The organism is Ruegeria sp. AF1, from assembly GCF_056542125.1.
The window spans coordinates 220,059-231,731 of record NZ_JBQFZG010000004.1 but is presented as its reverse complement, the minus strand read 5'-3'; the positions used below and the strand labels follow the sequence as shown (position 1 = coordinate 231,731).

13 protein-coding genes are annotated in these 11,673 nt (G+C 61.2%); 1 reads left to right on the top strand and 12 read right to left on the bottom strand.

Going from position 1 to position 11,673, the window contains the following annotated elements:
* Positions 1-372: 372 nt before the first annotated feature.
* The 7 genes from ACR0BK_RS09375 to ACR0BK_RS09345 all read right to left on the bottom strand — a co-directional run bounded on the left by ACR0BK_RS09375 (position 373) and on the right by ACR0BK_RS09345 (position 7,652).
* A complete protein-coding gene (locus ACR0BK_RS09375) occupies positions 373-1,797 on the bottom strand; it encodes a gamma-aminobutyraldehyde dehydrogenase (protein WP_480554432.1) in 1,425 nt (474 codons plus the stop codon).
* An 18-nt stretch (positions 1,798-1,815) separates the two neighbouring features.
* Positions 1,816-2,622 carry an ABC transporter permease gene (locus ACR0BK_RS09370; protein WP_480521406.1) on the bottom strand — a complete coding sequence of 269 codons (807 nt, stop codon included), beginning with the start codon at positions 2,620-2,622 and terminating at the stop codon, positions 1,816-1,818.
* Positions 2,612-3,541 carry an ABC transporter permease gene (locus ACR0BK_RS09365; protein ID WP_209598102.1) on the bottom strand — a complete coding sequence of 310 codons (930 nt, stop codon included), beginning with the start codon at positions 3,539-3,541 and terminating at the stop codon, positions 2,612-2,614. Before ACR0BK_RS09365 ends, ACR0BK_RS09370 begins: the two co-directional genes overlap by 11 nt.
* Positions 3,534-4,523: an ABC transporter ATP-binding protein gene (locus ACR0BK_RS09360; RefSeq protein WP_480521408.1), complete on the bottom strand. Its 990-nt coding sequence runs from the start codon at positions 4,521-4,523 to the stop codon at positions 3,534-3,536. The genes ACR0BK_RS09365 and ACR0BK_RS09360 overlap by 8 nt, the downstream gene beginning before the upstream one ends.
* A 65-nt stretch (positions 4,524-4,588) precedes the next feature.
* On the bottom strand, positions 4,589-5,752 hold the full coding sequence (locus ACR0BK_RS09355; protein ID WP_480521410.1) for an ABC transporter substrate-binding protein: 1,164 nt from the start codon (positions 5,750-5,752) through the stop codon (positions 4,589-4,591).
* 112 nt (positions 5,753-5,864) lie between these two features.
* Positions 5,865-6,773 (bottom strand): LysR family transcriptional regulator, encoded by a 909-nt coding sequence (locus ACR0BK_RS09350; protein ID WP_480521412.1) that lies wholly within the window; start codon positions 6,771-6,773, stop codon positions 5,865-5,867.
* A gap of 342 nt (positions 6,774-7,115) precedes the next feature.
* A complete protein-coding gene (locus tag ACR0BK_RS09345) occupies positions 7,116-7,652 on the bottom strand; it encodes an invasion associated locus B family protein (protein ID WP_480474205.1) in 537 nt (178 codons plus the stop codon).
* A gap of 179 nt (positions 7,653-7,831) precedes the next feature.
* Between ACR0BK_RS09345 and ACR0BK_RS09340 the strand changes: the two genes are divergently transcribed.
* On the top strand, positions 7,832-8,830 hold the full coding sequence (locus ACR0BK_RS09340; protein WP_480554431.1) for an asparaginase: 999 nt from the start codon (positions 7,832-7,834) through the stop codon (positions 8,828-8,830).
* A gap of 5 nt (positions 8,831-8,835) precedes the next feature.
* Here ACR0BK_RS09340 and ACR0BK_RS09335 read toward each other — a convergent pair whose 3' ends face one another.
* From ACR0BK_RS09335 to ACR0BK_RS09315, 5 genes are read right to left on the bottom strand one after another with little or no spacing between them, the layout of a single operon-like run.
* On the bottom strand, positions 8,836-9,156 hold the full coding sequence (locus ACR0BK_RS09335) for a YciI family protein (protein ID WP_267364302.1): 321 nt from the start codon (positions 9,154-9,156) through the stop codon (positions 8,836-8,838).
* Between the two features lie 22 nt (positions 9,157-9,178).
* Positions 9,179-9,607, bottom strand: a complete 429-nt coding sequence (locus ACR0BK_RS09330; protein ID WP_480554430.1) for an SRPBCC family protein — start codon at positions 9,605-9,607, stop codon at positions 9,179-9,181.
* On the bottom strand, positions 9,595-9,924 hold the full coding sequence (locus tag ACR0BK_RS09325) for an ArsR/SmtB family transcription factor (RefSeq protein ID WP_480554429.1): 330 nt from the start codon (positions 9,922-9,924) through the stop codon (positions 9,595-9,597). Before ACR0BK_RS09325 ends, ACR0BK_RS09330 begins: the two co-directional genes overlap by 13 nt.
* A gap of 41 nt (positions 9,925-9,965) precedes the next feature.
* Entirely contained in the window at positions 9,966-10,844 is an 879-nt protein-coding gene (serB, locus tag ACR0BK_RS09320; RefSeq protein ID WP_480554427.1) for a phosphoserine phosphatase SerB, read from the bottom strand.
* 35 nt (positions 10,845-10,879) lie between these two features.
* Positions 10,880-11,608, bottom strand: a complete 729-nt coding sequence (locus ACR0BK_RS09315) for a metallophosphoesterase family protein (RefSeq protein ID WP_480554426.1) — start codon at positions 11,606-11,608, stop codon at positions 10,880-10,882.
* Positions 11,609-11,673: the final 65 nt, after the last annotated feature.

Genomic DNA, 11,673 nt, shown 5'->3' with positions numbered 1-11,673 from the left:
AGATCTTTCCCGCACCGCAGCAAACGAGCAAAGCCTGACAAGAAAGGCACTCGCGCTCAGTTCGGTACGCCTCTCTCTGCGCCAGCAACACGTTGTTTTTCAACAATATCGGCCCGAAGCGGACGTTCATCGACACATGTCGCCGCTGCGGTGCGGCCCGTCGAACCGGCCGTTCGCTGCAGGCGCAAATTTTCAGGGTGCACGAACTCACAGTCTGCGGACCTTCCGGGCCTTGGACTCAGAATTGCGAACGGCGGCTTCCCCTGCTGAAGCGCCCAACTTTCCAAACGTCCGGACACCCCCGTTGCAAGGGGTGACGCGACGCTTTCCCAAGTGCCGAGTTGTTCAAGACCGGAAACTCCAGTTTCGCAGTCAATGCGCCACCATGATGTGTCTGACCGCAGTGTAATCCTCGAGCGCATACATGGACATGTCCTTGCCATAGCCCGATTGCTTGAGCCCGCCATGCGGCATTTCCGTTGTCAGCATGAAATGTGTGTTCACCCAGGTGCAGCCGTATTGCAGCCTGGCGGCGACATCCATCGCTCGGCCGATATTTCCGGTCCAGACCGACGAGGCCAGGCCGTATTGGCTGTCATTGGCCCAATCGACGACCGGGTCGTCCTCGGTGAACCGGGTGACCGAGACCACGGGGCCGAACACTTCGCGCTGGACGATTTCGTCTTCCTGGCGGGCGCCTGCGACGACGGTGGGTTTGTAGTAGAAGCCCGGCCCGTCCACCGTTGCGCCACCGGTGGCGATCTCGACATGCGAGAGGTCAGCGGCGCGCTGGACAAAGCTGGCGACCCGGTCGCGCTGGCGCGGCGAGATCAGCGGCGGGATCTCGTTCAGGCTGTCATCGGCATTGTTATAGACGATGCTGGCCGCTGCGTCGGACAGCTCGGCCACAAGGTTTTCATAGATCCCTGCGCCCGCATAGATCCGGCAGGCTGCGGTGCAGTCCTGCCCGGCATTGTAATAGCCAAAGGCCTTGAGCCCTTCGACCACCGCCGACAGGTCGGCATCGTCATAGACGATGACCGGAGCCTTGCCGCCTAGCTCCAGATGGGTGCGCTTGACGGTGCGCGAGGCGGCCTGAAGCACCTTTTTCCCCGTCGCCACATCCCCGGTGATCGAGACCATATCGACGCCGTCATGGTTGATCAGCGCGTTCCCGACCGAGCCGCCCTTGCCGGCGATCACGTTCACCACGCCTTCCGGCAGGATATCGGCTAGGATCTTGGCGAAAGCCAGTGCGGTCAGGGGCGTCTGCTCGGACGGTTTCATGACAACGGTGTTGCCGCCTGCAAGGGCCGGAGCCAGTTTCCAGGCCATCATCATGATCGGATAGTTCCACGGCGCAATCGAGGCGACGACGCCGATCGGGTCGCGGCGGATCATGCTGGTATGGCCCGGCAGGTAATTCCCGGCAATCGGCCCATGCATGTTGCGCACCGCGCCCGCGAAGAAGCGGAAACAATCCGCGACCGCCGGAATTTCGTCATTGCGCACACCGTCGATCGGCTTGCCGCAGTTCAGTGCCTCTAGCTGGGAGAGCATCTCCAGATTGGCCTCGACCGCATCCGCGATCCGCAGCAGATAGCCCGCGCGCTCGCCGGGGGTGGTCAGCGCCCAGCCGGTGAAGGCCGCGCGCGCCGCCGTGACGGCGCGGTCGATCTGCGCCGGGTCGGCCTCGGGGATCTGGACAATCACCTCGCCCGTGCGGGGGTTCAGGACCATTTCTTCCTGATCCGTGCCTGCTTCGAAAGAATTGCCAATCAGCATGTTGGTTTCCATCAGGGAGCCCTTTCTACTTTATTTGCCTTGCCCGGCCACGCTCTCCGTGCCGCGGGTCAGATAATATGCGCCGAGGATCGGCAGGAAGGTCACCAGCACCACGACCATGGCAACGACATTCGTCACGGGGCGCTGACGGGGGCGCACCAGCTCTTCCAACATCCAGATTGGGAGCGTCTGCTGCTGCCCGGCGGTAAAGGTGGTCACGATCACCTCGTCAAAGCTGAGGGCGAAGGCCAGCATGCCGCCCGCCAGAAGCGCCGTGGCGATATTGGGCAGGATGACATAGCGGAAGGTCTGGAAGGTATTCGCGCCCAGATCCATAGAGGCCTCGACCAGGCTGCCCGAAGTCCGCCGGAACCGCGCCACCGCGTTGTTGTAGACAACCACGATGCAGAAAGTCGCGTGGCCCAGGACGATGGTCCAGAAGCTGAACGGGATGTCCCCCAGGTTAAAGGCCGCCCGCAGCGAGATGCCGGTGATGATGCCGGGAAGTGCAATCGGCAGGATCACAAGCAGCGAGATCGTCTCGCGACCAAAGAACTTGGCGCGTGCCACGGCCGCCGCGCAGAGCGTGCCCAACAGAAGCGCGATCACGGTCGAGATGCTGGCAACCCGCACCGACAGGGAGAGAGCCTCCCAGACGTCCGGACGCTCCCAGGTGACGGCGAACCATTTCAGTGTCAGGCCGGGGGGCGGCCATTGATAGGATTTGTCCTCGGTCGTGAAGGCATAGACGAAGATCAACAGGATCGGCAGGTGCATGAAAGTCAGCCCCGCCCCTGCTGCGAGTTTCAGGCCGAAGGAGGCGCGGTCAGAGTGCATCGAAAGCCCCCTTTCGTTGTGCGACATAGAGATAGACGCCCATGATCAGGATCGGAACGATGGCAAAGGCGGCCGCAAGCGGAATATTCCCGGCCGTGCCCTGGAACTGATAGACCGCCTGACCGATCATCCTGGCCGAGGTGCCAACGATCTGCGGAATGATGTAGTCACCCAGCGTCAGCGAGAAGGTAAAGATCGACCCCGCAATGACACCCGGCAGCGCGAGCGGCAGCAACACATGGCGAAAGGTCTGGCCCGGCCGGGCGCCCAGGTCTCCGCTGGCCTCGAGCATCGAGGCCGGAACGCGCTCGAGCGCCGCCTGGATTGGCAGGATCATGAAGGGGATCCACACATAGAGGAACACAAGGAAGGTGCCGGTCCAGCTGACCGAAAGCGAGTTACCGCCCAGCACCGGGATCGAGAGGTAGGCCTCGAGCAGCCAGGTCAGGTGCAGCTCTGCAAAGACCCAGCTCAGGATGCCCTCCTTCGCAAGGATCAGCTTCCAGCTATAGACCTTGACCAGATAGCTGGACCAAAGCGGCAGCATCACGCCCAGATAAAACAGCGCCTTCCAGCGCCCACGCGCGAAACGCGCGGCGTAATAGGCGACCGGAAAGCCGATCACCGCGGCCGCGATGGTCACGCTGGTCGCCATCACCACGGTGCGCAGGATGATATCCAGATTGGCCGGGCGGAATAGCTCGCCATAAGTGCGCAGGGTGAATTCGTAATTGATCAGGCCCGAGAACTCGTCAATCGAGAAGAAGCTTTGCGCAAGCAGCGCAAAGAGCGACCCCAGATAGATCACGCCAAGCCACAAGGCGGGCGGGCCGATCAGCAGCAGAAGCAGAACCCGCGGCCTGCGCCAGAGCAGATCCGACAGGCGTCCGAACGCGCCGTTTGGGCGTGCGTCAGCCATTAGCGCCCTCCATCAGGTAAAGCGCATCGGCCTCCCAGGACAGGTGAACAGTCTGACCCGGCACCGGTATCTCTGCGCCTTTGGGCAGAAGAACGGCGACCTGTTCGCCATCCCAGTCCAGCGAAACACGGGTCGCCGAGCCCAGAAAGGCGCAGGACTGCACCGTGGCCGCCGGGCCTTCACTGGTCAGGCGGATCGCCTCGGGGCGCAGGCTGGCATGGGCCGATTTGCCGGTCAGTTTGCGGACCAGCTCTGGGTGGAGCACGTTGGAAGAGCCCACGAAATCCGCCACGAACGGCGTGTCGGGGCGGTCATAGATATCCTCGGGCGAGCCGATTTGCTGGATCTTGCCCTGATCGAAAACGGCAACCCGATCGGCCATCGACAAGGCTTCGCTCTGATCATGGGTGACAAAGACAAAGGTGATGCCCAGCTGCCGTTGAAGGCTTTTCAGCTCTTCCTGCATGGCCTCGCGCAGCTTGAGGTCCAGCGCGCCCAGCGGCTCGTCCAGCAGCAGAACCTTGGGGTTGTTGACCAGCGCACGGGCCAGCGCGACACGCTGACGCTGTCCGCCGGACAGGTCCGAGGGCTTGCGGCCGCCATAACCCGGCAGTGCGACAAGCTCCAGCGCCTCTTCGGCGGCGCGGCGGCGCTCGGCTTTGCCCAGCCCCTTGATCATCAACCCGTAGGCGACGTTATCGGTCACGCTGAGATGGGGAAACAGCGCATAGTCCTGAAAGACGGTGTTCACAGGGCGGCGATAGGGCGGCACGCGCGAGGATTCCGCTCCAAAAATCTCGATCTCGCCAGAGGTCGGCTGTTCGAACCCGGCGATCAGCCGCAGGCAGGTCGTCTTGCCCGAGCCCGACGGGCCAAGCATGGCAAAGAACTCACCGGGCGCAACCTCAAGGTCTACGCGGTCAACAGCTTTCACATTTCCGAAATGGCGGGAAACGCCGCGGAATCGGACGGCAGTAGTCATGGTGTCTCTCTAGGATAGCAGTCTGCCGCCCCGCAGGACCGGGACGGCAGAGGTTTCAGGTCAAATCAACGGCCGCCAATGACGCCGATATAATCCGAGACCCAACGATAGTAGGGCACACATTCGCCCTGGCTTTCACATTTACTGACCGGGGTCTGCCAGAACGCGATACGCTCGAAATCGTCAAAGCCGTTCTTGGTGCAGCCCTCGGCATTCTGCATGCCGCGGCCATCGGTACAGGCGGCGGGCACAGCCGGGTTGGCACCGAACCAGACCGACAGGTCGCTCATTAGGTTCGAGCTCAGCGTGTGTTCCATCCACATATAGGCACAGTTCGGATGCTCGGCATCGGCATGCATCATGGTGGTGTCGGCCCAGCCCGTTGCGCCCTCGACCGGGATGACCGAGGCGATCGGTGCGCCATCACCCTGCAGCAGGTTCACCTGGAACGGCCACGAGCCCGAGGCCGCCATGCCTTCGTTCTTGAAGTCGTCGATCTGGATGAAGGCGTCATGCCAGTAGCGGCCGACCAGCTTGCGCTGACCGCGCAGCAAATCCAGCGCAACCGCATATTGCTCTTCGTTCAGCTCGTAGGGCGATGTAATGCCCAGCTCCGGCTGGTGATGCATCAGGTAGAGCGCGGCATCGGCGATGTGGATCGGTCCGTCATAGGCCTGCACGCGGCCCGAGTTGCTCTGCCCGTCCGGCAGGGTCTGCTCTTCAAAGACCACATTCCACGAGGTCGGCGCGTTGCCGCCAAAGGCCTCGGTGTTATACATCAGCACGTTCGGGCCCCACATATAGGGCGTGCCGTAATGCTTGCCGTCGACGGTATGCCAGGGTGCGCTTTCCAGACGCGGGTCCAGAGTGCCCCAGGACGGGATCAGCGCCGGGTTGATTTCCTGAACCCGACGACCGGCAATCATGCGCAGCGACGCGTCGCCCGACGCGGTGACAAGGTCAAACCCGCCTTCGTTCATCAGCGCGACCATCTCGTCCGAGGTGTTCGCGGTTTTGACATTGACCATACAGCCAGTGGCGGCCTCGAAGCCGGTCACCCAGTCGAAGGCCTCCATCGTTTCGCCACGCTCGATATAACCGGGCCAGGCGACGATGCTGACTTGGCCTTCGCCCGCGCCGAGCGAGGTCATCATCTCGGCATAGACCGGCTGAGCTGCGATACCGACCGCAAAGGTCAGCATGGTGCAGGATTTCAGATAGCGTTTCATATCACTCCTCCCAAAGTTCGATATGTTTTTTGAAAGGATGCGCCCTGCGGCCAGATATCGCAAATTCAAAAATCAGATGGTTAGGTATCGTTTCTTCCGATGCCTGACACCGTCACCGGACCCCGGACGCGGTTAGTGTCTGCATCATCGTGATAAACTCGCGCGTGGCTTCGGACATTCCGGCGCCTTTGCGCCAGACCAGCCCGACCTGGACTACCGGCAACGTCCCGGAGACATCCCGGCTGACGATGCGATCGCCCTCCAGCGACCAAGGCCGATAGACCAGATCGGGCAGAATCGCGACGCCCGCCCCGGTTGCCACAAGCGACCGAACAGCCTCGACGCTGCGGGTGCGGAAGGCCAGCTTGGGCCGTTTACCAAAGGCCGAGAGTAGCTTGACCGCCTCCTGCTCCATCTCGTCGACATCCAGAACGATCAGGGGTTCATCCGCCACATCCGGCAGCGCGATGCTTTGCTGCTTGGCCAGCGGGTGGTCGATCGGCAGCCAGAGGCGGAAGGGCGACACCTCGAAAATTTCGGACTGAAGCGCGTGAACATTGCGCAGGTTGGTCGTCACCATGACAGCGACGTCCAACTCCCCGCCGACCAGAAGATGCTCCAGATATTCCCCGGTATCTTCGATGGCGGTCACCTCGACATCCGGATGAAGGCGCCGGAATTTCGACAGCATCTCGGACAAAACATAGCCCGCCGTCAGAGAGGTCACGCCAAGGTTCAACTGCCCGCCAACGCGCTTTGAACCCTCGGCCAGCACGCGGGTCGCATTCGCAACCTCCGCCAGGATCGCGGTGACGCTGCGCTGAAACCGCCGCCCCTCCGGCGTGATGTGTAGGCCGCGGGGGTGGCGCTCGAACAGCTTCACGCCCAAGATCGCCTCAAGATCCTTGATCGCCTCAGTCACCGCGCTCTGCGAGATCGACAGCGAATGCGACGCGGCGCTGATCGAGCCCATCTCGGCAGCCGCAGCGAAATACCTGATCTGTTTCAGCGTGAAAGACATGGCCCCAACCATGCACATTGCGGGACACAATTAGAATAGGAAACCATTTAGCCAATGGTTATTGCAAGTGGTGGCCACATCCCCTTTTGTGGCGGACGTTCTGGCCGAGAGTTCACGATTTTCGTATCCGGGATCGGCGGAGATGCACGATGGAACCAACTTCCCTATTGCCGTGAAATCGCAAAGCGGATGTTCGATCGCTACGCAACATCCGATGTTTTGGGCTCAATCCTGCCATTTGAGGGCGGATTGAGCAATCGCAGCATGGACTGACCCACTTGACGGAAGTCCACATAAGAAAAGCGCCGCCAATGACGCGACCATTTGCTTAGGTCGGGGTGCTTACTTGGTGCAGCGCTTTTCGGCGTCTTCGATTGCTGCGGTAAAGCCCAGCAGCGAGAAGGTGTCCTTGGTTTGCGTGCCGCGTTCGGACCGGGCAGTCAGAACAGCCTCGGTTCCGCGTTTCAGCGCGGTGACGATCTTGGCGTCATCTGCATCTGACGCAGGCCAGGCCCACTCACCTTCGGTGAACAGTTCAAACTCGGACCCGTCGACATTCAGGTTCACTGTCGATCCCGGTGCAAACGGATAGCCGCCGGTAAAGGTCACTTGTCCTTTGACCTCGGCATTGGGCCGATAGAACACAAACAACAGGATGTCGCTGCGCCGCACGGATACGACGCGCCCGCCCCGGGTGTTCACGGTTTCCTTGGGGGCCGAAACGCTCCAGCATTCGGTGGGATCATCTTCGACAAAAACGCTCCAGTCCGTTTTTGCAGCAACCCGGTTTGTGCTTGTCGCCTGCTGGGCGATTGCAGAAGTCGCGGCGATGCCTGCCACACACAGGCCCGCAATCGTACGAACGAGCATTGATCCCATTTGTCCAGCCTCCTAGCTCGACCGATACCTCAAATCCATCGGACATGGCTGCGAACCCTTCCGGCCCGTCTATTCCGTTGCGCATTCCGATGATTGCCGACATACACACACTAACGCAGGTTTCGCCACAGGCGAAAGGGCGATTGGCAGAATTTTGCGCATTAATTTCGGAGGTCCAGATGACGCAGCCCGTAGCAATGACAGAACTGTGGCGTGGCAACTTGCTGGAAAGCCTGCATCTGGGCCACGCGGTCATCTGCGACGACTCCGGCCAGATCGTGCGCAGCTGGGGCGACCCGCAGGCGGTTATCTATCCGCGCTCTTCCGCCAAGATGATTCAGGCGCTTCCGCTGGTCACGTCGGGAGCCGCTGCAAAATACGGATTGAACAGCGAACATCTTGCATTGGCCTGCGCGTCACACAACGGGGCTGCGATCCATACCGACCGCGTAACAGCGTGGCTTGATCATCTGGGGCTGAGCGAGCACGACTTGCGCTGCGGGCCACAGGAGCCAGCGGACACTGCCGCGCGGGATCGGCTGATCCTGGCGGATGACACCCCGTGCCAGATCCACAACAACTGTTCCGGCAAGCATTGTGGTTTCCTGACACTGGGTCAGCATATGGGCGCAGGGCCGGAATATCTGGAAATCGATCACCCGGTGCAGCAGGCCTGCCTGTCTGCCATCGAAGAGACGTCAGGCGAAACCAGCCCCGGTTACGGTATTGACGGCTGTTCCGCCCCGAATTTCGCCGTGTCGCTGGCCGGGCTGGCCCGGTCGATGGCATGGTTCGCCAGCGCCTCGGATCGGTCCGACCGTTCCAGCGAGGCGGCGGTGCAATTGGTGGCGGCAATGGTAAAACACCCGGAACTGGTAGCCGGTGAGACCCGTGCCTGCACCGAACTGATGCGCGCCATGAACGGGCGTGTTGCCATCAAGACCGGGGCCGAGGCGGTGTTTGTGGCCATCATCCCGGAAAAACGCATGGGCGTTGCGCTGAAGATCACCGATGGCACCACGCGGGCCAGCGAATGCGCCATCGCCGCTATTCTGGTGAGCCTCGGTGTGCTGGAGGCCGATCACCCGGCCACCCGCAAGTTCATGAACGCCCCGCAATACAGCCGCCGGGGGCTGGAATGCGGCGTGATCAAACCTGCGCCGGGTTTCCCCGGCTAAGGCCCCTACATCTCGATCTCGTGCACCTCGGCCACCTCGACCGAGCCCGAGCCATTGACGACCATCGGACAGCCCTTGGCCATCTCGGTCGCGGCTTCGATACTGTCGGCCTTGATCACGGTAAAGCCCGAGGCCGGGTTTGCGCCGCCATTGTCGACAACCCCGCTGCTGCTGACCGTATAGGACTGTCCGACCGGGTTGCCGGGGATCTCTAACGCTTCGGCCATACCCTGAAACCATGCGCCCCAAGCGGCCATGGTCGCCTCAATCTCGGCGGGGTCGGTCGGGGTGTGTCCCCCGTGATAAACAAACAAATACTGGGGCATATCGCTCCTCCCTGATGAAACCTTATTTGCACTTCGCTTCGAGTTTGCGCAGCGAAGACGTCCAGCCCTGATTGTGGTTCGCGGCTGCTTCGGCATCGGCCAGTTCGCGGTGGTCCAAAACCAAGCGTGACCCTGTGCCCGTCGCTGTGACTGTGAAGGTGACGTGGCTTTCGGCCCCGCGCTGATCCTGATCGTCATGCCAGCCCCAGGTAAACCCCACCGAGTTTGGCGGGTCGACATGCGTGACGTGGCCCGAGACCTTGTATTGCTGACCCTCGCCGTTTTCCATGACCGAATACCACGGGCCGGTGCGCGAGAAATCCAGATTGTGCTCAGGCACGTGCATCCCTTCGGGCCCCCACCATTGCAACAACCGGCTGCCGTCGCTGATCCATACAAACAGATCCTCTGGGCTGACGGGGAAGTCCCGTTCCAGTTTCAGATCGGCCATGACTTCTCCCTTTCGATAATATCACTGAGGCGATCGAGGCTGCTTTCCCAGAATTGCCGTTTGGAGATCGTCCAGTCGGCAATCATCCGCAGCCCGTCGGACCGGATGGAGTACATCCGTTGGGTGCCCCGCACGCGCTGCTGCACCAACCCTGCCTCGCGCAACACTTTCAGATGGCGCGAAATCGCAGCACCGGACATTCCGCGCCCTTCGATCAGGTCACCGGCGGGCAGTTCGCCCTGCTCCATCAGCTGCTCGACAATCGAGAACCGGGTGGCATCGGACAAAGCGGAAAAGGTGGTCAGAAGCGTGCTCATAACCTCTATTTAACACAAATGTTAAATAATGAAAAGCCCTGTCAGGATTCGGTAAAATCCAAGCGACTGTACCCTTGCAGGTAAAGCAGTGCCGTCAGATCGCCGTGATTCACCCGCACGTCACATTTCGCGGCCACCGACGGCTTGGCGTGAAGGGCAACCCCGGTTCCGGCCCGCTCCAGCATGCCCAGATCATTGGCCCCGTCGCCCACGGCGATCACGTCATTTTCGGACAACCCAAGACGCGTGGAAATCTGCTCAAGCGCCTCGATCTTGGCTTGCCGCCCCAATATGGGACGCGCCACATCGCCCGTCAGTTTGCCATCTGCGGCCAGCAGAGTGTTGGCGCGGTTTTCATCGAACCCCAGCAGCTCTGCCACCCGCGCGGTGAAGGCAGTAAAGCCACCGGACACCAGTGCAGCATAGGCACCGTTGGCTCGCATTGTTGCCAGCAACGCCTGTCCGCCGGGCATCAGGGTGATCCGTTCGCGCAGGACTTTGCCAATGACGCTTTCATCCAGATCCTTCAGCAGACCAACCCGTTCGATCAGAGCACCTTCGAAATCCAGCTCTCCGTTCATGGCGCGGGCGGTGATGTCCTTGACCCTTTCGCCGACGCCAGCCTCATCCGCCAGTTCGTCAATGCATTCCTGCTGGATCATGGTGCTGTCCATATCGGCCAACAGCATCTTTTTGCGCCTCCCCTGTGCGGGCTGCACAATCAGGTCCACGCCCATGCCTTGCAGATCAGCCCAAACGTCCCAGCGATTGGCGGGCATGTCACTCAGCTCAAACTCGACCGCCTCGTCCGGGCTGAGCCACAGGACATCTCCACCGCCCCACGCGTTGCGCAGCGATTCAGGCAGGGCACGGTCCAGCGAGGGTGCAACCGGGTTGGTCAGCAAAGTGGCGACGTACATATTCCAATCTCCAGTGTCATACCCATGCGGGACGGTCAGGGCGTCAACAGTGTTCGACCCTGTTCGGTCAGTTCCCAGCAATTCTGTCCCTCGAATACAGCGACGCCCGTCGGGCGTCCGTATCCGGCCCCCGTGTCCAGATTGATCCGGTTGCCATAATGCGTCGCCTGATCCACAGGCGTGTGACCATGAACGATCAGTTTGGGATGCGGGCCGTGGTAGTCGTGGAAGTCCTGTCTGATCCAGATCAGATCACTTGCCTGCTGTTCATTCAGCGGCACACCCGGACGGATACCCGCATGAACAAAGGCAATCTCGGGCGTCTGATGCATCACCACCAGATCGCGCAGGAAGGTCAGGTGCGACTTCGGCACGGCTGTCTGAGCCATACGGTGCAGGTTTTCAAGGCGGATCTGACCTTCGAATTCCACCCCATAGCTGCGCAGGGTGTCGACCCCGCCCAACCTGTCATGCAGCCAGTGGTATCCCACCAACAAATGCGGATCGTGGCGCGGCGTGTCCTCCATGAACCAGGCAAACATGCGGTCGTGATTGCCCAGCAGAGTGATCCAGTTCCGACCCGCATCACGCCCGGCAATCAGGCGGTCGATCAGCCCGCGACTGTCAGGGCCGCGATCCACGTAATCACCAAGAAACACGATCTGCGCATCGGGGCCGCCATCGCTTTGGATCAGAGACAGCGCGCGGTCCAGTTCGGCCACCTGCCCGTGCAGATCACCAATGGCATAGACTGGCAATGTCATAGAATCCTCCGGCGGTATGAGTCAGCTCGCTTGTGACTCAGATTGCGAAATCAGAGAAGAAAGGA